This window comes from Pectobacterium versatile (genome assembly GCF_003932035.1).
Taxonomy (GTDB): Bacteria; Pseudomonadota; Gammaproteobacteria; order Enterobacterales; family Enterobacteriaceae; genus Pectobacterium; species Pectobacterium versatile.
This window is the reverse complement of sequence record NZ_CP034276.1, coordinates 4,062,215-4,088,240: the sequence shown is the minus strand read 5'-3', so window position 1 is coordinate 4,088,240 and position 26,026 is coordinate 4,062,215. Positions and strand designations below refer to the sequence as shown.

At 51.4% G+C, this 26,026-nt stretch carries 13 protein-coding genes and 2 CRISPR repeat arrays; of the genes, 4 read left to right on the top strand and 9 right to left on the bottom strand.

All coding sequences use genetic code 11. The annotated features are described in order from the left end of the window. Window positions 1–28: 28 nt before the first annotated feature. From EIP93_RS18515 to ssb1, 3 genes are all read right to left on the bottom strand, one after another. Window positions 29–8,260 carry an RHS repeat domain-containing protein gene (locus EIP93_RS18515; protein ID WP_164498018.1) on the bottom strand — a complete coding sequence of 2,744 codons (8,232 nt, stop codon included), beginning with the start codon at window positions 8,258–8,260 and terminating at the stop codon, window positions 29–31. A gap of 178 nt (window positions 8,261–8,438) precedes the next feature. Next, window positions 8,439–8,720 (bottom strand): hypothetical protein, encoded by a 282-nt coding sequence (locus EIP93_RS18510; protein WP_103861804.1) that lies wholly within the window; start codon window positions 8,718–8,720, stop codon window positions 8,439–8,441. A 647-nt stretch (window positions 8,721–9,367) separates the two neighbouring features. After that, the gene (gene ssb1 / locus EIP93_RS18505) at window positions 9,368–9,913 is read right to left on the bottom strand and encodes a single-stranded DNA-binding protein SSB1 (protein WP_103942327.1); all 546 of its coding nucleotides are present in this window, start codon (window positions 9,911–9,913) and stop codon (window positions 9,368–9,370) included. 244 nt (window positions 9,914–10,157) lie between these two features. Here ssb1 and uvrA point away from each other — a divergent pair, with 244 nt between their 5' ends. Together uvrA and EIP93_RS18495 are read left to right on the top strand one after the other, a co-directional pair. After that, entirely contained in the window at window positions 10,158–12,992 is a 2,835-nt protein-coding gene (gene uvrA / locus EIP93_RS18500; protein ID WP_125233100.1) for an excinuclease ABC subunit UvrA, read from the top strand. Window positions 12,993–13,007: 15 nt separating this feature from the next. Continuing rightward, window positions 13,008–13,427, top strand: coding sequence for a secondary thiamine-phosphate synthase enzyme YjbQ (locus EIP93_RS18495; RefSeq protein ID WP_107333432.1), 420 nt, complete (start codon window positions 13,008–13,010; stop codon window positions 13,425–13,427). 99 nt (window positions 13,428–13,526) lie between these two features. Beyond that, a CRISPR array of direct repeats spans window positions 13,527–14,214; the repeat unit is 28 nt; unit sequence TTTCTAAGCTGCCTATGCGGCAGTGAAC. A gap of 128 nt (window positions 14,215–14,342) precedes the next feature. Here the strand turns inward: EIP93_RS18495 and cas6f are convergent. The 6 genes from cas6f to cas1f are packed head-to-tail and all read right to left on the bottom strand — an operon-like array spanning window position 14,343 to window position 22,494. Continuing rightward, window positions 14,343–14,897 (bottom strand): type I-F CRISPR-associated endoribonuclease Cas6/Csy4, encoded by a 555-nt coding sequence (gene cas6f / locus EIP93_RS18490; RefSeq protein ID WP_125233099.1) that lies wholly within the window; start codon window positions 14,895–14,897, stop codon window positions 14,343–14,345. Between the two features lie 9 nt (window positions 14,898–14,906). Next, window positions 14,907–15,920, bottom strand: coding sequence for a type I-F CRISPR-associated protein Csy3 (gene csy3 / locus EIP93_RS18485; protein ID WP_125233098.1), 1,014 nt, complete (start codon window positions 15,918–15,920; stop codon window positions 14,907–14,909). A gap of 13 nt (window positions 15,921–15,933) precedes the next feature. Continuing rightward, complete coding sequence (csy2, locus tag EIP93_RS18480) at window positions 15,934–16,866, bottom strand: type I-F CRISPR-associated protein Csy2 (protein ID WP_125233097.1); 933 nt, start codon at window positions 16,864–16,866, stop codon at window positions 15,934–15,936. Then, window positions 16,863–18,197 carry a type I-F CRISPR-associated protein Csy1 gene (gene csy1, locus EIP93_RS18475; RefSeq protein ID WP_125233096.1) on the bottom strand — a complete coding sequence of 445 codons (1,335 nt, stop codon included), beginning with the start codon at window positions 18,195–18,197 and terminating at the stop codon, window positions 16,863–16,865. Before csy1 ends, csy2 begins: the two co-directional genes overlap by 4 nt. 23 nt (window positions 18,198–18,220) lie before the next feature. Next, window positions 18,221–21,517, bottom strand: coding sequence for a type I-F CRISPR-associated helicase Cas3f (cas3f, locus tag EIP93_RS18470; protein WP_125233095.1), 3,297 nt, complete (start codon window positions 21,515–21,517; stop codon window positions 18,221–18,223). Further along, the gene (gene cas1f / locus EIP93_RS18465) at window positions 21,514–22,494 is read right to left on the bottom strand and encodes a type I-F CRISPR-associated endonuclease Cas1f (RefSeq protein WP_125233362.1); all 981 of its coding nucleotides are present in this window, start codon (window positions 22,492–22,494) and stop codon (window positions 21,514–21,516) included. Before cas1f ends, cas3f begins: the two co-directional genes overlap by 4 nt. A gap of 296 nt (window positions 22,495–22,790) precedes the next feature. Then, a CRISPR array of direct repeats spans window positions 22,791–24,439; the repeat unit is 28 nt; unit sequence GTTCACTGCCGTACAGGCAGCTTAGAAA. 303 nt (window positions 24,440–24,742) lie between these two features. Here cas1f and EIP93_RS18460 point away from each other — a divergent pair. After that, window positions 24,743–25,600 carry a hypothetical protein gene (locus EIP93_RS18460; RefSeq protein WP_080738469.1) on the top strand — a complete coding sequence of 286 codons (858 nt, stop codon included), beginning with the start codon at window positions 24,743–24,745 and terminating at the stop codon, window positions 25,598–25,600. After that, complete coding sequence (locus EIP93_RS18455) at window positions 25,593–26,000, top strand: DUF1240 domain-containing protein (protein ID WP_116361792.1); 408 nt, start codon at window positions 25,593–25,595, stop codon at window positions 25,998–26,000. Before EIP93_RS18460 ends, EIP93_RS18455 begins: the two co-directional genes overlap by 8 nt. Window positions 26,001–26,026: the final 26 nt, after the last annotated feature.

The following is a 26,026-nucleotide window of genomic DNA, read 5'->3' as shown; positions in this document are numbered from 1 at the left end:
AAGACGACTTTCCTCATCTGCAATACCGTTATGCTTGGTCGTTGTTCCAGCTTGAAGGATTCATGATTAGCGCGGGTTGCATACCTACACTACCGCTCATTGATGGGTTATAGGCTTGCTGTCCGTAAAACGTGCCGAGCTGGCTTTGCTGTGATGATGAATGTCCACTGCCGCCGGACGTTGGCAACAGTGGCGATACCGCTTTCTGCGCAGCGGCTTTGGGGAGAGCACTGAGTGTTGGCAGACTGAATTTGCTCAACACGAAGGTTTGCAGTCGACCGATTATCGGTGCATTGACATTAGGTATACGGCTGACAAATGATGGCAGCGGGATAATGCCCATCGAACCAAATGAGCTATAGGCCTCGCTGACTTGGGTGAGTGATGATGGGCTGAAAGACACTGCCTGCCCGCTGAGTTCCGCGAAGCGGGCAGCTTGTTGGACGGCAATCGCGCCTCCTGCACCGGACACGCCCCCAGCAATGGCTCCACCGATGGCTCCGGTGATTAAGCCGCCAATCATGGCGTCTTGCCAGCTACCGTTATTTGCTACGCCAAAGGCATCGTTGACGAAATGCTGGCTGACGCCCTGTGCCGCACCGACGACGCCACCTACCGCACCGCCAACGGCGGCACCTGCTGCAATGCCCGCAGCAATTCCCCCTGCGGTTGTGGTAGTGGCAGCCGCAGCCGCAGAGCCAGCGGCAAACGCGCCGACGCCCCCCGCCGCGGATAATGCGCCTGCTGCGGCACCAATCCCGATATCCAATGCAACGTAACCGACAAGCGCACCGCCAGAGAGATCGGCTTTCAGTCCGGTGTAGAGGGCGGTTCCCCCGCCGATTAACGCGCCAATGACGGCTCCCGCGATCAGTATGGCCAGAATAGGCGCGATTTCGCCGGAGGGATCGGTCTGGTTGACCGGATTATTGTTCGCGTAAACGAAAGGGCTCGCGTATTGGAATCTGGGATCGCAGGAGTAGAAGCGCCCTAGTTCAGGATCGTAGAATCTGGCACGATAGTTATAGAGTGCCAACTCGCCGTCAAACTCCTGACCGGTGAAGCGATAGCGGACGATCTCTGGTGTCCCTACGCTGTTGGGCAGTCGTTGGCCGAACGGCATGTAATCCAGCATGGTTTTTACCGTACCGTCCTCTGCGATGACCGCCCGTACCGAGCCTTGCTGATCTTTCAACACGTAGAGGGATTCACCGTCCTGCACGATCAGTAACAGGCCACCAATTCCATAAATGTATTGGGTTCGACTGTTACCAGATTCCACCAGCGGAGAGTGACTTAACCCATGTACATAGAGGGTTTGGCTGCCATCGCTGTGTTTTTTGAGCACACGCTGATTGATTCCGTTATAGGCCAGTGTGAGCGCGTTGCCATCTTCCAATGCGACATGTAGTGGCAAATTATTCAGCGTGTTGTAGGCAATCTGTGAAATATGACGGTGTGAAGATGCGCTCACATTACCGACGGTGTCATATTGGTAGCACTGTGTGACTGTGCTTCCCTGTTTGACCGCCATCACCTTGTTGGTGTCTTTCTGGTAATCATAGGTATAAAGCGCGTTACCTCTCTTGAGGGATAAAATATTGCCGTTAGGATCGAAGGCTAGTGGATCGCCGATGCCCAGACTGTACTCAGGATGAACACTGTGTTGTGCCACCATTAACTGGCTACGTTGATCGTATTGATAGCGGTAGATAAATGAGCGATCCGGCGCGATGGCATTGTCGAGCGTTGCACTGGCAATATTCCCATTATAGTAGCCTGCACCGTTATAACCCTCTGACGTATAGCTAAAACGGTGTTTAAGCAGTGGGCTACCGTCGGCATACTGGTTATCTATCGCGGTAATCCAGCCCGGTGAGTTATAGCTGACGGCGCGCGTGAGTGGCCTGCTACCGGTCGTATTAAGCTGTTCTTGCGCCAGACTGCCATCGGCGTGGTAACGGTAGCGGGCGAACTTATCCGGCGTCTGCTCCGTGCCAATCGCTACGTTTTGCCCAATATCATTGTATGTGTAGACGACCTGAGGAACAGCCGATCCAGCGGGGTAGTGGATCTCGGCAATATTCCCCAGATTGTTGTAGCGATAGCTGGTGGTCTGTGCACTTTCTCCTGGTACGTTTAACGTAGATACCACGGTATTGCCGTAGACGTCGTAACCGTAGCTGTTTTCAATCAGGCAGTCGTCTGGATTACGTTTTTCGGTTTTCCACAAGCGCCCGCGCTGCGTGGGATCGTCGCCCGTACCGTCATAGTAGTTCTTGGTTTCCCACCGATCGTACTGTGGATAGTCAGGATCGGTATCGGCAATGATCTGTAAATGCGATCCATCTCCCCAGGTTTGTTGGATCTCGCCTTCTTCGCTGATCCGTCCCAGCACATCATATTTCTTGTAGAGCACCGTGCCTGCGGCAAGCGTGAGCGGCGTCGAGCTGAAGCGCAGACGACCCGCAGAATCGTAGATATAGCGCGTCTCTCCCGCATCCTGTGTGGTTCTCGCGGTGAGTTGACCGAGGAAGTTGTACTGATTATGGGTAGTATAGACCTCGTGATTACCGGACGCGGAGAAATCGTTTGGATGCAAAATCTTGCTGATATTCCCAGCGGTGTCGAACACTTGCTGCACGGCATCAAGCTGTGCGCCGCCAGCGGTGGTCTGTTTACCCAGTACTTGCCCGCGACGATCCTGAATCGCCAGTACCTGCGATCCGTTGGCATCGGTCAGTGCAGTAACCAGCAGTTCACCCGCACGATAGGGAATGTTTGCTACGCTCTTCTGATCGGTCACAGCGTAACTATATTGTGTGACATGACTGTTGCTTTCGGTGGTGGCAAATGCCTTACCCGGTAAGCCTTTCTTAACGGGGCGACTAAGCGAAGACGCTTCGTAACGCGTGCCGCTGTAGGGGTAACCTTCATCTTCGGAGTAAAAATTGCTGACTTCCCCGCTCATTACGCCAGTGATGCTATCCAGCCTGCTGACAAAGTCTTTGCGGTAACCTAACAGGGTGTTGTCAAACGCCGCAATTTTGGTTTCCGCGACGCAATTACCCAGCGCGTCATAGCATTTTTCTTTGACCAGACAACGGGTGTCATTTAACACCTGATACTGCATGTCGCGGCGATTGCCATTTTTATAGATCATGGAGAGCTGGGGTGAACGATAAGTCACTGGGTTGGCAATGTTCAGCTCGCCTTGTGCTGATAGCACACACTCCCCGCTGATGGCGATTTGACTTTGTACTGCGAAGACCTGTCGCCCATCAGCCAACAGCAGCACGCCACCGCTGATGGGGATCAGCAGGACTGTCGTAGGCACGCTGCCGTTTACCGCGCTGTTTTTGTAAGTCTGACCACCTAGCTCCAAACTCCAACCGGTTACGGCATTCCATTTTGCATTAACGGATTTACCAATGGCGATAGCAAACGACACTGCTTGCGGCGCTGAAGAGGTTAGTGTACATCCCACGGCGTAGCTGCCCTGTTGCTGTGTTGGGAGCCACGTGATGCTGTTAAGCGTAGCGTTACGGTGGGAGAGTTGGCCGTTATCGAGATGCCAGGCACTCGCCGAATCCCGCTGCCAGCGGTCCCAGGTCTGCTCGCCGTTCATAAAGGTTTCATAAAGCCCCCCTTCTGCTGGCAGAATGTCGCAACTGCTGGAAGGATCGTTTTGCGGATAGATAAAGGGCTGCGCGGTATTCCAACTGCGGGTAGCATAGCTCACCGCCCCTTTTTTACTGTTTTCCTGCGGGCCTATCTCGGTGAATTTCTGGCGCAGAGGATCGTAGCCATAGCGCATAATATCGGCATTATTACCCAGCGTGGCGGTTTCATCCCAGTAGGTCAGATCGTAGAACTTCGCCTTCATGGTGCTGACCAGCGGCGTAATGCTGATGTTGTTAATCAAAAGCGATGCCGTCGATTTGTCATTAACCAGCGCCACGGTGAGCGGTTGGCGGGTTACGCTGCTAGCCTCGACCACGACCTGCCAATACAGCCAGACTCCTTCACTGGAAGGCGTGATGATCGTCTTTTTGACGCTTCCGGATCCGGATCGTGTTTCCAGATAGACATCCCCGGTGTTGGCATGAAAGCCTTTCTCTGCTTTGATCCACCCAGACACGATCGTCGTTTGCGATTGTTGCAATGGTGTAGTTCGTGCCAGCGTGCTGCCCCCTGCCAGTTTAAAGCTACGGCTACCGGTGTGGGCATCGCCGGAAATAATGTAGTCGGGCAGCTTTCCCTTACCTCGTGCGAGCTGCCAGGTTGTGAGGTACGTTTCGTAAGGTTCGAATCCAACGAAGTCGCACTCGTCTTCACCCGCGCTGGTAAACTCGGCGACAGGTAGAATGGCACTGCTATCCCACAGCGTGCTGTCGATTTGTTCTGTGGCATTTTTCTGACAGGTAATTGCGCCATAAAAATTTCTGTGAAGAACGCGGTTTACGATCTGCCACTGCGTGCCGGGATCTGCATCGGTGAAGCGTGGGTTTGAGGCTGCGATATCGTCGATCGCTTGTTGTAGCACGTAGGCATCATTCGCTGCCCACACGGTAGGTGCAGGAGCGCCAGAGGTGGGATCGCGTCGTGCATAGGCAGTGTATTGTTGCAGGCTCCCGCCAATCAGTTCTTTCTCTGTGCCAGGCGCTGGCGTGACAACAGAATCAAACTGTGTGAAAGGCACGTCAATCACGTTCTTAAACAAGAACCACGGGTAGCTTTGATAGGCGTAATCATAGTGCTTGCCGACGGTTTCTATCGTTCCGTCACGCGTGACGTTATCGAACGCTTCTTCGATAACCTTGCCGAACTGGCTGTCATAGACATAGTTCGTTGCCGTCAGTAACCCGTCGTTAATCGTGGTATTGCTGATACAACGGAGGTAACCGCCGAATAGCTCGTGTGGTACGCCATCTTGAACCTGCGTGGTAAATACCTCGATTCTTTTCTGCTCATGGATAAGCACATTGCCGCGGCTGTCGAAGGTTTTTTGTTCGATCAACTGTCCGTCTAACAGGCCGGAAGCGTCACTGTCTGCGGCACGTACTTTCTGGCTGGAGGCAGTATTTTGTGCGGTTAGCCCGTTGAAATAGTGATTTTCGGTGTAGCCGAAGCGCGGCGTGCTGGTGGTCTCCGTGCCCGGATAGCAGGTACTTTTGTAGTACTTGAACACGGTGCCTGTTGGGTCACACGTTGCACTGTTGAGGTCAAAAACATATTTCGTGGTGCTGGTGGTGTAACCGTCATTGATGCTAACGGAATCCACGCAGTAATCGACCAGCGAACCTTGTAACGTATTATCCAGATAACGGTTAAGCGTCAGGGTTTCCGCGCTGTCAAAGTTTTTGTCCAACGGCTGATAGGTCACGAACGTGGACAGTCCGGCAGGATACTGCCCGTTAACGTTGGCTTTAAGCGATCCGTTGGCGTCTATCTGCGTAAAGTAGCGCTGTGCAATCACATCTTCATTAGCCAGAATTTGATTTTTAAAGGGCCAGACGGACGTGTTTTTGGCGGTGCTACCTGCCAGATTCAGATAAGAAATAAAACGCGGCCCCTGATTGATCATGGTGGTGCTGTCTATTTCGTAAGGCACTTCCTGATACTGGCCCACAGCATCCTGCCAGTTGCACCACGATCCGCGGTGATAAATGCGATTTCCCATCGTCGCAATATCAGCTCCCGCCGTAGGGAAGAAGTGTATTTTCCGCGATGATGTCGGACCATCCTTGCTATACAAATCGGTTGGAGTGGTATCCCAGCGGGTGATTTGTGTCGTGGGATCGTAGGCAAGGAGCTTGGCCTGAACAGCGGATTCCCGGTTGCTTACGGCGATGGCGTAATCGCCCCCGTAGGCATACCAATTGATATCCTGATCGGTACAGGTATCTCGGAAGTACAGACTTTTGTTGAACAGCCAGGCTTTTCCGTTATAACGCAGTAAATAAGGGCCAGAGGCAATCATACTGTTATTCACGAATCTGGCGAGAAACGGAATGGTGATGACTTTCGACGGGTTGCTTTTCGGGAGCTTGCAGGGGAAATCATGGCTGGTTATGGCGTTGAAATTTTCATCCCACTCCACAGCCTTGACGATGTAATCAACGCTGAGTGAGGCTTCCTGAGTGATGTAGGTCAATGCGATAAACGACGCGCTACTGGTAAAACCAAAGCTGCTTTCTGGGCGGTAACCCCCAATGGTGAACGCCAGCGTAGTGGAGGCACCGGTCTGCCAATGGTTATCGCTGTCCTGATAGTAGAGAGTGAGGGGATTGCGGCGACTATCCGAGCTTTGCGAGTCATAGTCCAGAACCGCATAATGTTTGTTGGCGGCGGTAATGAAAGGCTTATTGTTGGGCTTGCCTACGGGCAGATCGCCCGAACGGTTTTCAGTGATCCAAACCTTGGAAAAAGCGTCCCACGTGTAGCGCATCAGAATGCGGTGACTTCCATCGCAGGTGATGAGGAAATTATCACCTGCGGCAAGTTGCAAATGAGCGGTTTCCGCGCCTATCGGCGCAGCTTCGAGCCATTCGCCCCATTTGCGATTGTCTTTATGGTAAACGTGTACCCAGGATTTTCCATTCTGCGGGCTGGAATAAGTCAGACAGGCAAAATCAGTACCGGTAATCACATTCACGCTGTTGATATCGAACGCGGCCTTAATGATCTGCTGTTTGGGTATCCATTGCTGCCATCGACCCAGCCAGGTATAGAGCGTGACGTGAATCTGATCGGTAGATTCGTTTAACCAGACGCTCACGACATAATCTGCGCCGAACCAGATGCGTGGTTTCGCGGCGCGGGGCCAGGGATTGCTGATTTGCCGCTGTCGGTCACACAAAGGTAACGTCTGCTGCTTATAGCGATAAGTAATTTCTGCCCCGTCAGGTGTAATCGCGCTGCTCAATGCGCCTGCATTCACGGCGTTTGGCGGCCAGTAACTTAGTTGCAAAGCTGGTAGGGCACAGTGATTGGCATAACGTCGTTGTATGCTGGTCAGCGTGCGTTTTACCGTATCGCCATAGAGCGCGTTATTTTTTTCATAGTGGCTAAAATTGCTCGTGGAATCATAACTCAACTGCACGGAATAGAGCAGGGTGCCTTGTGCGTTATTGACGACGATATTGTCCAGATAACGCGTTTCGTATCGGTCCTGATAAGGGCCGGGGTCATTCTTGGGAACCTGGGTATAAGGTGTATTATCGTGGGGGGAAAGATATTCGCGTGGGGCGGCGGAATTGTTAATATCGTACTGTTTTTCCTTATAATTTAAATTTACAGTACGGTTAAACATATCGGTTATTGTGGTGAGATAACAGGCTTTGGTGAAATACAATCCTTTCTCACCCACGCGCTGTTCCACAACATCATAGCGAAAGCTGATGGTATCTCCCCAGAGATTCTCGACCTGAGCCAGATTCCAGGCAGACGGATAACGTGATTGCAATAAGGTGTTATCTTGCGAATGCGTCAGTGCGGATTGCCCTGACCAGTTACCCCATCTAACCTTCCATTGAATCGCATTTTGATTCGGTGTCATTCCACCATAAAAATAGCTGGTTCCATCATCTTTAACGATTTCCCAACGCTCGAACTCAGAGTAATAAATAATTTTACTGAAATCATATTGAAAACATTCAAAAGCAGCACCACCGGAATAGACGCTCAACTGTGAGTCTTTATTCTCGACGATAAATATTCGTTGGTTTTTAATATCGGTTATTTTCCATTGCCGATTTTGTTCAATGGTCTTGGCGCTGGCATTGCTATCTATTGCTAATCCAGCATCAATAAACTGAGACTGAATGGTGACATCCACTTTCCCTTGATTAAGCGCATTAATGCTACTGTTTGATAGTGTTGCACGTTTCCATTCACTTGTTGTTCTGACAAGTTCAGTCGCACTATTGTTAATATAAATTTGATAAACGTTGTCACCTTGTGAAGCGTTGCCTCGTTCATCGACTTCGATTCTGTCAAAAGGGAGTTTCCAGCCTAAACCTAATATTCCTGTTGGTGCACTGACATTTGATTGATCAATTTCATTTTTTACATTACTCCCATAGGATGCTGTCACTTTCACATCAAGCTGATTTCTCCCTTTGAGTGCCACCAGATCGAGTGATAGGTTAACGTCGCCCCGGAAGAGGTTTACGCTGTCTGTGAATAGATTATTTTCACTATTACCAAACTGTGTTGGGCGTATTTGAGGTATTTGACTATTCGTTTTATCACTCATTTTTGCATCCTTTAAATAGAACGCCATCGCTAGGGGTAATGTATCAATGGATGGATTATTGGCTTGATGAGGTCGTTAATGGCACTGCCAGTTCGTTATGGCTATTTAATTTCTATTAAAAAGTTATCGCAGACAGCAAGGCTGCCTGCGATAACTAGGTGTCGAAGTCGTGTGTTAATTAAGAATCACATTCGGCAATAATGAGAACGCGTACCGTGCCGGAAACTTTGTTATTTGATTTATCTTCCATAAAACAAGTTGCGGACACGGTAACCTGACTACCGCTGATTCCTGCAATCGCACTGGAAACATCCATAGTTTTCAGATGATGATCGGTATTCCCATAAGAAACATTAAAACCTTGAACCGCTACTGACGCATTAATAACACGTGTACCAAATTCAACGCTTTGAGTTGAACCGGAATTAACACTGACAACGGAAAATTTAGTATTAGGCATAATTTAAACCTCAATTGATAAATGAGTATACCCGTCATACTTCAAGCTGCAATTACGTTAATTTTTCGCGTTTATGCAACTCAAATTATTTTAGGTGTTAATGTGCACTTCTTGGTAAATAGTAATGCAGGGTATTGTTGGTGAACTCAATGAAAAACTCGTGATATAAGTTATAGGTAAATAATTTCACCTGTCAATGTGTCTAAGTGTAATGTTGAATGAAAATATTTAATTCACTGTTTTTGTTTATTTTATTTACTTTGTTGTTTGAGTGAATGTCGGTTTGTTAATGTGATCATTATTTCATTGATAATAATATACTGTCAGTGTTTTTTATTAGATAGGATATATACTCTAAATAATTTGAGCTTCAGGTGGCGACAAGTGTGGGAATCCTGATGAGCTTACTCAAGTAAGTGATTCGTATGACTGAGCGAAGCCAACGCACATGCAAATTGAAGTATGACGGGTATATTTAATTTTTTTTAATAGGTGTTTAAATTTCTGGGAATCTAATAAAAATAAAAAATTATCAATTATAAAAATGGTTGGTCGTGCAAATCTTCGCTACGTAGATTTTTATAAAAAAGCCTCGCAAGAAACGAGGCTTTTAATGGAATTACTGAAAATAATTACTAAGGTCAACTTTAAAACGGAATGTCGTCGTCGAAATCCATTGGTGGTTCGTTGCTTTGCGCTGGAGCGCTGTTCTGTGCCGGGCGCTGCTGAGATTGCGCGCCGCCGCTGAACTGGTTGCCGCCCTGCGGCTGCTGAGGTTGACCCCAACCGCCTTGTTGCTGGCCGCCACCTGCACTGCCACCGCCTGCTGGTGCGCCGCCGCTCTGGCGTCCACCCAGCATTTGCATGGTGCCGCCGACGTTAACAACTACTTCTGTGGTGTAACGTTCTACGCCAGCCTGATCGGCCCATTTACGGGTTTGCAGTGCGCCTTCGATGTAAACCTGAGAGCCTTTGCGCAGGTATTCGCCTGCGACTTCTGCCAGTTTGCCGAACAGAACCACACGGTGCCACTCGGTCTTCTCTTTCTGCTCACCGGTTTGCTTGTCACGCCAGCTTTCCGACGTAGCCAGCGTGATGTTGGCAACTGCACCACCATTCGGCATATAGCGGACTTCCGGGTCTTGACCCAGATTCCCGACAAGAATCACTTTATTAACGCCTCTGCTGGCCATGCTCGTGTCTCCTGATGAATCAATTTATGTAAGTCTAAACGATCAATTTTATCATGATACACATTTGTATCATACCTGCGAAATGGCTTCCGAAATGAAAGTAATATTTGCAGCGTTTGCAAGGTAAACGGGTTTAATACTGGATATCCATTCAGTTTTTTTTGTGCCATAATTGCTCGTTTCGTACCGGTTCTCTCCGTTCGAGAGGCGATGACAAACCGTTTTTATTCCGGGAAGTGTGTGAATGGATAAGATCGAAGTTCGTGGTGCTCGTACCCATAATCTCAAGAATATCAACCTGATAATCCCTCGTGACAAACTGATCGTAATCACCGGTCTGTCTGGTTCGGGTAAGTCATCGCTGGCGTTTGACACGCTGTATGCCGAAGGGCAGCGGCGCTATGTGGAATCACTCTCCGCCTACGCCCGTCAGTTCCTGTCGCTGATGGAAAAACCGGACGTCGATCATATAGAAGGGCTATCGCCCGCCATCTCTATCGAACAGAAATCCACCTCGCATAACCCGCGTTCCACGGTCGGGACGATTACCGAAATTCATGACTACCTGCGTTTGCTGTTTGCTCGCGTGGGTGAGCCGCGCTGCCCAGAGCACGATGTGCCGCTGGATGCGCAAACGGTCAGCCAGATGGTCGACAACGTGCTGGCGCAGCCGGAAGGCAAACGCCTGATGCTGCTGGCGCCGATTGTGAAAGATCGCAAAGGCGAACACAGCAAGACGCTGGAAAACCTGGCGTCACAGGGCTATATCCGCGCCCGTATCGACGGCGAAGTGTGCGATCTGTCCGATCCGCCGAAGCTGGAATTACAGAAAAAGCACACTATTGAAGTTGTCGTTGACCGGTTTAAAGTGCGCGACGATTTGGCGCAGCGGCTGGCGGAGTCATTCGAAACCGCGCTGGATCTGTCTGGTGGTAGCGTGGTGGTCGCGGATATGGACGACCCGACGCAGCCTGAACTGCTGTTCTCGGCGAACTTTGCCTGTCCGGTGTGTGGCTACAGCATGCATGAGCTGGAACCGCGCATGTTCTCGTTCAATAACCCGGCGGGCGCGTGCCCAAGCTGTGATGGTCTGGGTGTACAGCAGTTCTTCGATCCGTCCCGCGTGGTGCAAAATGCCGAGCTGTCGCTGGCAGGCGGCGCGATTCGCGGCTGGGATCGCCGCAACTTCTACTATTTTCAAATGCTGCGCTCACTGGCAGAGCACTACAAATTTGACGTCGATGCCCCGTTTGAAAGCCTGAGCGCCGCGGTTCAGAAAGTGATCCTGTACGGCTCCGGTAAAGAGAACGTCGAATTCAAATATATCAACGATCGCGGCGACACCTCGATACGTCGCCATCCGTTCGAAGGCGTGCTGCACAACATGGAGCGCCGTTATAAAGAGACGGAATCCACGGCGGTGCGCGAAGAGCTGGCGAAATTCATCAGTAACCGTTCCTGCGCCAGCTGTGGCGGAACGCGTCTGCGTGAAGAAGCGCGTAACGTGTTTGTCGAGCAGACGACGCTGCCGCAGATTTCCGATATGAGCATCGGCCATGCGATGACGTTTTTCCAGAATATGAAGCTCAGCGGGCAACGCGCCCAAATCGCCGAGAAAGTGCTAAAAGAGATCGGCGATCGACTCAAGTTTCTGGTGAATGTCGGGCTGAACTATTTGTCACTCTCCCGTTCGGCGGAAACGCTGTCCGGCGGCGAGGCGCAGCGCATTCGTCTGGCAAGCCAGATCGGTGCCGGGCTGGTTGGCGTGATGTACGTACTGGATGAACCGTCTATCGGCCTGCATCAGCGTGATAACGAGCGCCTGCTGGAAACCCTGATTCACCTGCGTAATCTGGGCAATACCGTCATTGTGGTTGAGCATGATGAAGACGCGATTCGTGCCGCTGACCATGTGATTGATATCGGCCCCGGCGCGGGCGTGCATGGCGGGCAGATTGTCGCAGAAGGCACGATGGAAGAGATCATGGCGGTGCCGGATTCGCTGACGGGGCAGTTCCTCAGCGGTAAACGCAAGATTGAAATACCGAAGCAGCGCGTGCCTGCGGATCCGACCAAAGTGCTCAAGCTGATTGGTGCGAAGGGCAACAACCTGAAAGACGTCACGCTGACGCTGCCGGTTGGGCTGTTTACCTGCATCACTGGGGTATCGGGATCGGGCAAATCGACCCTTATCAACGATACCTTGTTCCCACTGGCGCAGCGCCAGTTGAACGGTGCAACGCTGGTAGAGCCTGCCGCGCACCGCGAGATTCAGGGACTGGAGCATTTCGATAAGGTGATCGATATTGATCAAAGCCCGATTGGCCGTACGCCGCGCTCTAACCCCGCAACTTATACCGGTATTTTCACGCCGATTCGTGAACTGTTTGCTGGCGTGCCGGAAGCCCGTACTCGTGGCTACAACCCCGGCCGTTTCAGCTTTAACGTGCGCGGCGGGCGCTGCGAAGCCTGTCAGGGCGACGGCGTGATTAAGGTCGAAATGCACTTCCTGCCGGATGTCTATGTGCCGTGTGACCAGTGCAAAGGCAAGCGCTATAACCGCGAAACGCTGGAGATTCAATACAAAGGCAAAGGCATTCATGAAGTGCTGGATATGACCATTGAAGAGGCGCGAGGGTTCTTTGATGCCATTCCTGCGCTGGCGCGGAAACTGCAAACCCTGATCGACGTCGGCCTGTCCTACATTCGCCTTGGGCAGTCGGCCACCACGCTATCCGGTGGGGAAGCGCAGCGTGTGAAACTGTCGCGCGAGCTGTCGAAACGCGGCACCGGGCAGACGCTGTATATTCTCGACGAACCGACAACCGGCCTGCACTTTGCCGATATTCAGCAGCTTCTTACCGTTCTGCATCAGTTGCGCGATCAGGGCAATACCATCGTGGTGATTGAACACAATCTGGATGTGATTAAAACGGCGGACTGGATTGTCGACTTAGGGCCGGAAGGCGGCAGCGGCGGCGGAGAAATTCTAGTCTCCGGCACGCCGGAAACGGTGGCGGAGTGCGAACAGTCTCACACTGCGCGCTTCCTGCGACCTATTCTGGCGCGTGAAGCCTGATAGCAGGGGACTCCGATGTGGACGCAATATGAAATCCGCCTGAAGCCGAAAAGCAGAGGCTTCCATCTGGTGACCGACGAGATACTGGCGCAGGTCACCGCACTGCGCCAGATAAACGTCGGGTTGATGCAGATATTCATCAAGCACACCTCGGCAGCGCTGACGATTAACGAGAATGCCGACCCTACGGTGCGGCAGGATTTCGAGAGTTTCTTTAATCGCTTAGTGCTGGAGGATGAACCGTACTACCGCCATACGTATGAAGGTAGCGACGACATGCCCGCGCACCTGAAAGGCAGCTTGCTGGGAAACAGCCTGACGATCCCCATCACCAACGGACGCCTGAACATCGGCACCTGGCAGGGCATCTACCTGTGCGAACACCGCAACCACGGCGGCAGCCGCTCGCTGGTTGTCACGCTCAACGGGGAATAACGCCACGAAATGTGTCGCGCCAGCGACGCATCCCGATAAGCATCTAGCTGCCTGTACGGCAGTGAACACAGCCGCTTGTGCATCGATTTCAGCAATTGCTTTCTAAGCTGCCTGTGCGGCAGTGAACCGAAGGAGTTCCTCTCAAATCACTGGAACATTTTTCTAAGCTGCCTATACGGCAGTGAACATCCCGCCGGAAGCCCAGCGAAGCTGGTTACATTTCTAAGCTGCCTGTGCGGCAGTGAACCCTCGACGGTAGCCAAGCGGCGGCGAAATCAATTTCTAAGCTGCCTATACGGCAGTGAACTCGCGGCTGGCGCGGGAGAAATGCGTTTCTCTTTTCTAAGCTGCCTATGCGGCAGTGAACCCTCTATATCCGCCTCAATCTGCTGGTAATCTTTTCTAAGCTGCCTATGCGGCAGTGAACTTTCCAACCCCAGAGGCTGGCGTTTTAGCTGCTTTCTAAGCTGCCTATGCGGCAGTGAACTGATCGCGTTATCTTTGATCGTGGTATCGAGTTTTCTAAGCTGCCTATGCGGCAGTGAACACTCCAGCCAGCCCTCTGGCGGTGTAACTGACTTTCTAAGCTGCCTATGCGGCAGTGAACTATATGTGGTTTGATGAACACGGAATCACGTTTTTCTAAGCTGCCTATGCGGCAGTGAACCTGCTCTGATGTAATGTCAGAAAAATTGCATCTTTCTAAGCTGCCTATGCGGCAGTGAACTGCTACGGGCCTCCCAGAATCGATTGCCCTTTTTTCTAAGCTGCCTATGCGGCAGTGAACCGTTAAGTTTTTACACTAACCACCAGATTGTTAAAGAGAATATGACTTTTTTGGCGAAAAACCCTTTTTATTAGGGTGACCAACTGCAATTAAAAATCAATAGCTTGCAGTTGGCCGCTAAAAAAGGGTTAGAACCACGGAACGGTGGCTTCTGCGCTTAAACCGTAAGAAGAGAAGCGGCCTGCGACGGGGGCGTCCTGTAGCGGGCCATGTTCCACAAACACGAAAAACATCTGCCCGTTGGACAAGCTTTTGATTTGCACAAACGGCAGTGCGCTGCGTTTTTCCACCGCATCGGGGATACGTGCTGCGGCTTCCGCTTCCGTCAACCAGCCTTTGCTGACCGAGCGTCGGCGTAACCGTTCGGCGCTGCTCTTGAGCTGAACGCGGCGCACGGTGCGAAATTTCACACCGTTAGGTACGGCTGTACACGCGGAAACCTGCGTGTAATCCCGCAATCCTTTCAGCCAGGCCGTTTGCTCCAGTGTAGAGAGCGCCTCTTTTGTACCGTGCAGCCGCAGACATTCCCCCAGCGTTTTACCCACTTGGGGAAAACTGATCCCAATCTTGCCATCTGCCACCTGTCCGAGCGCTCGGTGCAGTTTGGCAAACAGCGCGTTCAAGAGCTGCGAGGCCGTGAACTCAAGATCGGGCTGGACGCGAATATCAATGTAGTGATCCATACCGCCACCTTATTCGCCTTTTTCACCAAACACGCCGCCGCGAATCAGCGTGGCGATCACATAATGCTGCTGCTCTGGCGCAGGTACATCGCCTTTAATCACCCAGTTATCCAGCAGCGTGTAAAAATCCATTTTATCTCTGGGCTGGCGGTAGGCTTGGCCTCGGCTGGTGACGGAACCGTAGGGTTCGACGGCAATCGGGCCAGCCTCATCCGCCGCCGGATGCCAGTCGTCGATGGTGCGCAACGCGTTACCGATTTTCTGTGAATGAATCGCGGCGACATCATTGACCTGATAGAGGATTTTACCTTTATCTTTATTCACTTGTTTATCAAGAATGAGTTCCTGAGAAGGGAAAACTTCTTGCCCGTTACCGAGCTGTACGTAAGCTTCCACGGTAAAAAGCACCGATGAGTCGCCAGCCAGCCCTTGCTCAATGGCCTGTGCTAGTGCGGCAAGGTCACCGGCTGGTTGGCTGAACTGGCGCAGTGAATAGTCTTCACCGTTAAATTCCCAACTCCGTTCACCTTTTTTGGTGACGACGATGCGGATCGCCTCTGCACCAATGCGGTTGCGCCACAGAAAACGGCCGTTCGCGATATTTTCCGCATAGCGTGCCGCCAGTGTGCCAAAACCCTGATCCTGAGCGTATCCGGCGATGATGTTACCCAATGCGGTTTGATAATCCGGATCGTTACAGACCGAGGGCTGCGCCAGATTACCCAGCACGCGAAGGGTGAACTCGATTTTCAGGGTATCGGCACCGAAGGGAAGGGCGGCAACGTCCACTTTTTGCAAATTAGCATTTTCAATTTTTTGATTTAGCTTGCCAGGATCGCTAGTTACTGCATTCGGTTGGCGGTTGGAGATCGTCCCGCGCACCGATTTCTCCTGAATGGCAATCGGCGTCCAGTTGTCCTGCTGCGCCCAGTTACCTGCGTACATTACTGCGTCCGAATTCGCCAGCTTGCGTTCAAAAGCCAGTACCGATGCAGTTTTTAAGCTTGTTGGTGCTTTTGCCATGATGTCGTCCTTTTTAGTCATCGAATTCGTAGGAAGTGTCTTCTGCTGTTGAATCGGTATCCGCTAATTGGCGGCAGTGATAATCGCCGTTCTGGTAGCCGTACTCCCAGAGTATCTGGTGGATATCGCTGATACGGTGCGCGCCTTGCCATTCCCCGATGCCGTAGGCGGCTTCGGCAAAACAGAATGGCGTGTGCGGATCGCGGGTTTTATCGACTTCACCGGGGGCATAAAGCGGCGAAATGGCGCGGTAGCCGATCATTAGCGGGATCAGGAAGCCGCCGCCACCGGGTTTGGGCTGGTATTGCCACTGTACACTGCTCCCGTTGGGATCGCGCTCTGCCCGCATTTTTAACGCGGCGAAATCCAGCCAGGCATCAATCAGTTCTGCGTGCGGATTGTCCTGCTGTAGCGTCTGGAAATGGTCATGCAGTAGCGATGTGCGATCTTTTAGTACAAAGCCAGGTAACAAACGGCGCATAACTTTACGGGTTTCCACTGCGTCGCTGGGTAATGACTGAATGGTGACGCGCTCGATATCGACAATCGTGCCGCCCGCCAGCCGCTGGCACTGTGCCTGCTGGGTGAGGAAATCACGCAATGCCGTGGTATCCGCCGGAATCTGTCCCTCGCAGCGGATTAGCAGCGAAACGGTCATGTGCATACGGCCTTCTTCATTGAAGGCGGCGGTTTTCGCTTCTTTGGTCAGTGGGTTGCGGGTCAGAGCGAAGCTCCGTTCCCAACTGGAACCATAGGCGTGTAGCTGATGTTGATGGCTCACCACGCCGCAACCTTCCAGCGTCAACCCGTGGCTGGCCTGCAATTTACGCGACAGCGCATGGGTAAAACCAAGAAAGTGCGTAACAGCGGGGAATCCATAGGTCAGCCCGGCAATGGCGTTGGCGTTTTCGACTTTGATACGATGCAGAATAATCAGCGTGCTCATGCCAGATCCTCTTTTAGGCTACTTTCCATTTCGCGCATCCGGCGCTTGAACAGTGCTGCGGTGGACCATTCTCTGCGTTCGACTTCGCCGAAGATCAATTCTTCATGCTTGAGTCGGCGGTTCAGCCAGCGACCAAAATCGTAGGCCACGGCCTTTTGCCAGCCTCCTGCTTCACGCTCGCGGCGGAAAACCGTATCCGTTTCTGCACGATAGGGATCGAGCCACAGCTGCTGGGCGCGTTTCAGCTCTGACTGTGCACTCCAGCCGGCGGGTAGATTCTGCACGCTGGCAACATAGAAGAAGAGCTGATCGATCAACTGGTCGAGGTAACGCAGGCGCTGTTGACGAATGTCGCGATTGTTTTCCACCTCTTTGACGCTGAGCAGAAAGCGCTGCATGTGCGCTAAGGTCGCGCGGGTGTAGTAGTCCACCTCGCCGCGTGGCCGGAAAATGGATTCATGCTGCTGCGGTGGTTTTTCAACGCTGTTCCACTGCGGTGGGGCACTGCTGAGCAAATAGGAACGGCCATTACGTGTGACATTCAAAGATGAAATATTTTGCTTATTAGAACCTCCCCTATTCTGTACTGCCAGATTGGGGTAGCTGATAGATAGCTGTTCGTGCCACTGGTTTGCTTTTTGCGCCTGACGAATCGCTTTTGCCTTATCGCCAAAACGCACGGCATTAATACGCTGATGAAGTGCTTGTGCCAGCGACGAGGAGTAAAGTGGGCTGAGCAGATGGTATTCACCGCTTTCGAGTGGGAAATAGATCTGCTTGGCCAACTTATGTGAGCTGGGCTGTCGATCGGTAAAGACCTTCTGAAAGCCTGCCAGCCACAATGCGAACTGTTCGGGGCTTTCTGCCAGCGCTTCCAGTGCGCGGTGGTCACCACGCTGTAAGGCTACGACCAGCGAATCACCTTCGTGCTCGGTCTGTAACAGCCCAGCAACATCCAATACGGCTGCGTTTCCCACTACATCAATAGCAGGTTGTGCCAATGTCGCGGTGGAAAGCGTTCTAGCATCTGCTGCCGCTTCAGCGCTAAAGATGCTGCTGCCTTTAGCATCGCTGTGAGTATATTTCAGCGCGTGGGTGACCAAGCTGATTTGCCCGGCGCGGCTGGCGGCATTGGTTAACCAAGCGCGAACCTCATGTTTTTGCTCGATCTCTCGCCGCTTCTCGGCCAGCTCCAATTCCTCTGCGGCTAACGCTTCGCCGCTGAGCGCTGCACATTTCTTCTCTGCCTCTTTATCGAACGCATCCAGCTTGGCCTGCTTTCGATTCGTCACGTAGGACACGATGAACTGTGTCAGCCTGTTTTCTGCCATTCCTCCTCCTATTGTTATTCTTGTCACAGTGCAAACACCCCCAGCAGTGGATGCCAGAGCCAGTCTTTTTCCTCGTCTTCCCGCAGGCGAATTTCGCCGAAGCGGGCGCTAACCCGTTTGAGTTCCCACTGTTTCTCGTCCGCCAGCCGTTGATACAACGCGTGGTAGTCGGGATCGATCCACGCACAAACGCCTTCTGCCATGTGCAGTGACGTGGGGCGGATAACATCGCTTTGCTTCCACTTGTTGGGGCCGTCGTCCGGAATCATGAAAACGGCATCTTCATCGTCGTCGGCGATCCACAGGGTGTACGATTCATCTTTTGCCGATTGACGAAACGGCGTACGCCGTTGGAGTTCACCGTTCCAGTGCGGATGTGCGCGCCACCAGAATGCGGCGGGCGGGCGTTTCAGCCCATCAAGCTTTTGATTTTTTAGGCCAAGCAGCGTTTTTCCTAAAACCGCATGTTCTAACGCCACCAGTGAAAACGGTTTGGTGAGGGGCGCCGGTTGCACAATGCGCGGGGCGGCGTTGAGATGACGGTAGTCCTCCTCCTGCAATAACTGACGAAGATCGTGCGTATCCAGCCTCTCATCCTTCGACTCAAAGCCGGGTTTACAGTACGCGACGTCTTCACCTTTCAGCGCGCGAATATTGTGGCTAAGTAGGGTGATATTGGGGGTTTTAGGTACATGCTGTTCATTCTGCCGATGGCGTAATATTCGTCCGGCAAGCTGAATGAACGAACGCATTGAGCTGGGTTCGACAATCGCCCAATCGTAATCATGATCTCTACCGACCTCGGCGACTGAGGTCGCTAACACCACAAAGATATGATGCTGCTGCGGCGAGTTTTCTATCGCCTGACGAATTTCATCTACCTGCCATAGCGCATCGGCGTCGTTACGCATCAGCGCAGCATCAAGCCGTTGCTCAATATAGGAACGCATCGCCAGCGGATGTTGGCTGTGATAAATGCAGTAATGAATACCGGTGTCCGGCGGCGAGGGGATGGCAAGCAACTGGCGGGCGACGGCAACCAATGGGTTGATGTTTGCCATTCTGACCAGCCCCAGCGAGACGGTTTTTCCGCTCTTATGCTGTTGGTGATGCTGTGAATGTAAATCGCGCAGCAGTGGGTGGATCGCCTGCGCGACGGCCAGATGAACATCATCTTTATTTTTGCTGGGGCTGCTGACGGGCACAATGGAAGCCAGCCGAAGCGGAAGTTCATCTTTGGTAAGATTCTTCAGCCGCTGCTGAACGAACGCATCGTGCTGGGTCATGAAGCCTTTCACGTCGCCGTATTGCTCATGCTGACAATCAAATTCATCAAACCAGCCGCAGCACACGTTAAGCGGTGTATTCGGCGTGCCGTAAGCCTGTTGCCAGGCGGCACGGCCATCAAGATAGGCACCGAACAGCGCACGAATTAACGCGGGTGGCAACGTGGCCGAGGAAAGTAGAACACGCGATCCCAGCATGCCTGCCCAGTTCACCAATCGGCAGAGCGCGGGAAGATCTTCCAGCCCAAAATCATCCGGTTCATCTAGCACCAGATCGGAGGTCAATAGCCGTAGCATCGGGGCAATTTGGTGGCCGCCGCGCAGACTTTCCGTTGCGGGCATCAGGTGATCGATGGTGGTGATCAGCACCGGTGCACTCAGTAATTGATGCAGGGTGGGGCTACGTTCCAGCCACGTCTTTAACCTGCCATCGTCCAGAGAGCCATCGTAACGAACATATTGATGTTCAGAGAACAGCGGATCGGCGGATTCACTGCCCGTCTGCGGCGTGTTTTGTTGGCGCGTCTCATTGTCCTGCCGCATTTCATGGAGATCTTGCACGGCCTGTGAACCAATCAGCACCGCTAAGTCGTCTTCATCCAGCGTTAAGCGCTGCCGTAGTGCATCACCGGTTTGTAGCGTCAGCGTGCGTAACCCCAGCGCGACCGAGAAGCGACAGCCGGTAGACTCGTCTGATAGACCATACATAATTCGGGCGTTAGCAAAGGTTTTCCCCCGGCCTGTCGACGCCATATTGACGCCGAAAAAACCATGCTGCTTGCTGGATTCCCGAATGGAACAGGCGAGATCGAAGGCGCGATCCTGCCAGCGAAAGCGCGGGTGCGTGCTGCGCTGACGAAATCCTTTATGGCGAGTAATCGCGGGTAGCGTGTCGCGCAGATGTGGCAGGCTGCGTCCCAGCAGCAGCGCGTTTTGCCCGACGCCGACGCAGTGTTCGTCCAGCTTCTGTTTATATTCCCCCGTTTTGCGATCGGTGTTAGCCCAGACGGAATAAGCCATGTCCTGCCAGCCAACCGTTGCGGCACCAGCCGAATAGTGGTGGTCCGCTAGCATGAGTGCGAGACGCGCCAGATGCACGGTCAGCCGTTGGTCTAACTGAGCAAAATGAATAAATGAAGGGAGCTTCAATGCACGATCTGCAAACTTGCGCGCTTTCTCACGCCAGACGCTGCTGCGTAGCGGTGTGCCATGCGGAAACTGCCACACCTGTGCCAGATCGGCAGACGTGACATTGGGCTTGCAATGATTGAGTGCATTCCATTGTGCCGAGAGATGGTCGGTTAACCATGTTTCTGCATAGTCGAGTTGGGGTTCACTGCTGTTGGGGGCAAGCTCTGTCGATTTGTTAAACACAGGCAGCCGATGGTGAGAAACAATCAGCCAGGCGATAACCTGTGCCAGCGGCGGCAAAGTGCGAAATGGGCTACTACTGGGCGTTTGCTTATCCCGCTGTAGGGCTGTCAGCAGGGTTGTTTCTGCCTCTGGCGTCATCGTGCTGAGCGCGGTTAACCAGCCTTTGTCGTCTTGCTCCCCTACGAAGGCCTGAAACAGCCGCAGCGACACCCACTCATGGCGATACGGTTGGCTGCGTGGACCTGTGCCGCTCAACCCCGCCTGGAATAGCGCATTGGCCTTGCCGACATCGTGAAATAACCCAGCAATGGCCGCCAGCAGGCTAAACACCTCGGCGCTGTGCCATGGGTTTTCATCTTTCGAGCGCAAAATATCGCGGCTGGTGGTGTTGGTCGGCACGCTCCCCTGCGTATTAAAACGCCGTAAATTACCGACGATCCACAGCAGTTCGGTATGATTCGCACTACGAACCCAGTGACAGGCGACAGCCGTATTACGACGCGCCGTTTTGCGCAGCAGCTTGCGTAGCGTGTTCAGCCCTTCTAGCGTGATAGCGGTTTGCCACGTGCGCTCGCCCTTGCGTTCTGCAAACTGATCCAGTATCCGTCTGGTTTCGACCAGCGCGCGCTTATTGCATTCTGAAATCAGCAGAATGTTCATCGACCCACCTGACTCAGCGTGCTGGCGACATCCTGCAAACTGCCGATCATGACATCCAGCGCCTCGGATTGTTGGAATGCAGTCAGGCAGCGCTGACGAAATTCTTGCTCATCTTCGCCTTCCATCGCGGCGATAAAGGCCTGCGGCAGTACAAGTGCATCTTTAATTAAATCGGCAACGTCGAATACCAGCCCGCCACGGCGAGTTTTACCGTGTAACACCGCTAACCCGTGCGGCAGACCCAAGACCCATGTCGAGACGGCGGCCAGCCCGTAAGCCAGATAATTACCGTGATCGAGAAAGCGGTTAGCCAGATCGGTGCCACCGCCGCGTTTGGCACGAGTAAAGTCGCCATAGCTCACGGCATTAGCGGCCAGTTTGTACAGGGCTTTGGTCATCATCGCTTCCTGCACCAGCACGTCATTGCTGGTGCGGCAGTCGGTTAGCCCTTTTTCATAGCGATTCAGAAGCGCCTGAAGGTGGTCGGCCTTAAAGGTAAAGTGAGATTCGCGGGACAGACGAGAGCCCAGCCAGTGCTGACGAATTTGTGTTATCCGCACCTGTTGGAAAGCGATGGCGGCGGCGAGCCTTTTCTCATCATCGAACCAAAAGCTGACCCAATCCTGCAAATACTCGGTTGGCCGATATTCGCTCTGCGGCGATAGCCAGGATACCGCCACTTCCGCCTCGTTGGCCGCAAACAGCGGTGTACCGCCGCCGCCACAAAAGCCAACCATTACACCTGCTCTGGCGAACTCCCGCATCGCTGCCTGCGTGACGGAGGTGCCGGTTCCCAGCATCACAACGCTGGTATTGGCGATGGGGATATTCCAGTACAGAGACTGGTTTCCTTCTTCCGTGACATATTCGACACGGCCACCGTTAACGAGAATGCGGCAATGCTGGAGGTAATAAACATTGGCGCGTTTGGAATGCAGAATGGTTTTTAAGTCCGAAGGGCTAAAGGCGTTATCCATCATGTATTTTCTGCCGTAATCGATAATAGCGGTGACGCCAGCGGAATAAATCGCAGGCTAACTATTTGATAAAGAAAAATATAATCGTCAAGAAAACTAACGAAAATCAGACTATCACAAATATTCTGGGAAAATGGTGGCTGCAAAAAATATTACCCAAACACAGACCCTTTTTATTTGGCCCATTTCACAGGTTTAATAATCAATGAGTTACGGCTAGGCTGAAAAAAAGGGTTTTTGCGGCGAAAATGGCAATTGCTGCTAATAAAACAAACCGTTAGAGTAATCGGGCAACGGTTCACTGCCGTACAGGCAGCTTAGAAAGATAATTAAATAGGCTTTGTCAAACAGGCCATGTTCACTGCCGTACAGGCAGCTTAGAAACCAGCGTAAAGACGGAGAGCGCTTATCGATGAGTTCACTGCCGTACAGGCAGCTTAGAAACGAAGGCAGCCTGATATCATTTACTTTGATTGGTTCACTGCCGTACAGGCAGCTTAGAAACCGCACCACTGCGGCACATGGGGATTGAGGATGTTCACTGCCGTACAGGCAGCTTAGAAATCTGACAGCGCAGCAGAAAACGAGTGTAAAAAGTTCACTGCCGTACAGGCAGCTTAGAAATACGCAGATCAGCAAGAGAAGCGCAAGGCTGAGTTCACTGCCGTACAGGCAGCTTAGAAATGAGCAGGAACAACGGGAAGATTCATGCGCTCGTTCACTGCCGTACAGGCAGCTTAGAAAATTACATCAATCTCCTGTTATCAAATTCATCCGTTCACTGCCGTACAGGCAGCTTAGAAAGAGAATGCGTACTCTGCTGCCTACGCCATTGCGTTCACTGCCGTACAGGCAGCTTAGAAAAGCATGATTATTGAAAATGTTGAACCTTAAATGTTCACTGCCGTACAGGCAGCTTAGAAATTGAAGCTCAGCCATCGCACCGCGCGACAACTGTTCACTGCCGTACAGGCAGCTTAGAAAGCGAACTGACGGCGGAAGAAATCGACCTGATGGTTCACTGCCGTACAGGCAGCTTAGAAATGAAACCCGTTCTGCAATGTGTCGGGCCTGGGGTTCACTGCCGTACAGGCAGCTTAGAAACGATACGGCCAGCGTTCCCAGCTCAGCACCGCGTTCACTGCCGTACAGGCAGCTTAGAAAAGCAAAAAGTCAGACGCTGCCCGCTGCGGTGCGTTCACTGCCGTACAGGCAGCTTAGAAAGCGTCTGTTTGTTGGCCGCATGATTTTGGGATGTTCACTGCCGTACAGGCAGCTTAGAAAAGACCGTATCCATGCCCTCAGCGGGCACGTCCGTTCACTGCCGTACAGGCAGCTTAGAAATGAGTATTACGGACAATACCGCCGCCGCACAGGTTCACTGCCGTACAGGCAGCTTAGAAACGGAAGATGAATATAAGCAACACACGGAACTCGTTCACTGCCGTACAGGCAGCTTAGAAATCATCAGAAAATCTCAATGTTAGATCCGCGCCGTTCACTGCCGTACAGGCAGCTTAGAAAGCCATCGTTAAATCTGGATTCCCACTGCTGACGTTCACTGCCGTACAGGCAGCTTAGAAAATCGCACCGCGCAGTAGAGGGTGTGACCACACGTTCACTGCCGTACAGGCAGCTTAGAAACTCCAGCAGCAAGGCAGGGGGCAAGGCCGGATTGTTCACTGCCGTACAGGCAGCTTAGAAACAGATCACAGACCAACAATTTAGGCGCAGATAGTTCACTGCCGTACAGGCAGCTTAGAAAAGCTGGCATATCATACGGGATCGTAACTCAAGGTTCACTGCCGTACAGGCAGCTTAGAAACGTATGTTGTGGGGCAAAAAACGCATTTAGTAGTTCACTGCCGTACAGGCAGCTTAGAAATTACCGACCGACGATGCTGATAGACCGGATGTGTTCACTGCCGTACAGGCAGCTTAGAAAAGACAGTAAGGGATGGTAAAAATATAACAATTGTTCACTGCCGCACAGGCAGTTCATCCACGACCTTAAGCGCTGTTGTCTGGCTATTATCGAAGTAGTACTGCGCCAGCGCTCACCCTCGTTAAATGACGCATATTGATGGCCTTATTCCGTAACGTTTTTAAGTAATGAGTTTATTTTAGAGGGAATGAAAAATTGTGGGGTCGGCATTATTAACATTTAAAAATCATCATTTTTCCGTTAAAGTGTCCTTATAGGGGAATAGCACGTTGACTTAAGTCAAATTCAAGGGAGTGAGTGACTGTGAAATACGATCCCGTTTTAAAAACGCTTGTGGATGATGACTATCGGTTAGAAGATCATCTTGATTTTAAAAAGCAGCATGCAGATATTAACTATCAGAAATTACATGCTCAACTAAACGAAATAAATAACGATAATATTCATGCCATATTGACTGCGCAGGAAGCGATGTATTTTTTAAAGACGTTATGCACACCCAATCCTAATGACTCCTGGAAAACGGCAATATTTGGTTGTACCGACCCCATCTCATCGTTTGCTGGGAATATTGCAGAAGCGGTATCTGTAAGCAGAATCGTGATGGAGATGAAAGGGTTCGGCGTAACGGCAACGGAATATGTCGGGAAGAATGGCAGTAAGTACATAAAACTATCTGGATACCCAGGAGTAAGAAAATATTTAGATGCCACCCGATATTTAGTCAGTAACCAAAAAATACTCGACATAGGGATAGGTACAAAAGGAATTGAAAGTGGTATTGCGACTGGAGCAAGGTTCTGTATTGTATTTTCAGGCGCTTATCGAGCCATTGAGTTGATGGTGAAAGACGAATACGCACTAACCGATTTCTTTGTTAATTTAACGATGGATGCGGCAAAGCTGGCTATATCGGTTGGGGTTGCTTGGGGAGCAAAAATGGCAGCTACTGGGCTTATGGTTGCAGGAGGTAGTGTTATTGCTATTTCTTTTGGTATATTTATATTGGGATTAGGTGTCAGTTTTGCGTTACTTTGGTTGGATAACGAATATAAAATAAGTGAGACGATAATAAAAAATTTAAAATCACATAAAAAACAATATACACCATACCATCCCGATCAATTCTTTCATGCCTGGGGGAGGTACAGCCGTGGTTAAGGTAAATAGGCCATTAGTTGGCGCTTTTGCAGTTTTTCTTTTTTGTATCTCATGTTTTATTAGCTGGATTTCCTTCAATGGATATTTGAGTTTTTTACAAAAAAGTGATGTGATCATTTTTTCATGGAAACTTGGTTTAATGGTATTTGGATCACCTTTGTTGTTTTATTTTTCATATTTGGCATTTTATTCAGCTATAAAAAATGAAGTGCCTAAAATGAATAATAAACTAGCTAACTCATTAGCTATTGTGGCTATATTTGGTGCGGTTGTTAGTTTTTTTTCATCAATTTATATATCATATAATCTTAATGCTCAATATTATAAAATCTGTCCTAATAACTCATGGGTAGCTCCCAGTAAGTATGTGAAAGATATTTCTCTTTGTGATGAATGGTAAACAATTATCTGATGATTTTTTATTTT

Bases quoted from the DNA above. Each gene is read 5' to 3' on its own strand.
- ssb1 (WP_103942327.1), bottom strand. From the start codon at position 9,913: ATGGCCAGCAGAGGCGTTAATAAAGTGATTCTTGTCGGGAATCTGGGT.
- csy1 (WP_125233096.1), bottom strand. From the start codon at position 18,197: ATGGCAGAAAACAGGCTGACACAGTTCATCGTGTCCTACGTGACGAAT.
- EIP93_RS18510 (WP_103861804.1), bottom strand. From the start codon at position 8,720: ATGCCTAATACTAAATTTTCCGTTGTCAGTGTTAATTCCGGTTCAACT.
- cas6f (WP_125233099.1), bottom strand. From the start codon at position 14,897: ATGGATCACTACATTGATATTCGCGTCCAGCCCGATCTTGAGTTCACG.
- cas3f (WP_125233095.1), bottom strand. From the start codon at position 21,517: ATGAACATTCTGCTGATTTCAGAATGCAATAAGCGCGCGCTGGTCGAA.
- cas1f (WP_125233362.1), bottom strand. From the start codon at position 22,494: ATGGATAACGCCTTTAGCCCTTCGGACTTAAAAACCATTCTGCATTCC.
- csy3 (WP_125233098.1), bottom strand. From the start codon at position 15,920: ATGGCAAAAGCACCAACAAGCTTAAAAACTGCATCGGTACTGGCTTTT.
- EIP93_RS18515 (WP_164498018.1), bottom strand. From the start codon at position 8,260: ATGAGTGATAAAACGAATAGTCAAATACCTCAAATACGCCCAACACAG.
- csy2 (WP_125233097.1), bottom strand. From the start codon at position 16,866: ATGAGCACGCTGATTATTCTGCATCGTATCAAAGTCGAAAACGCCAAC.
- EIP93_RS18495 (WP_107333432.1), top strand. From the start codon at position 13,008: ATGTGGACGCAATATGAAATCCGCCTGAAGCCGAAAAGCAGAGGCTTC.
- uvrA (WP_125233100.1), top strand. From the start codon at position 10,158: ATGGATAAGATCGAAGTTCGTGGTGCTCGTACCCATAATCTCAAGAAT.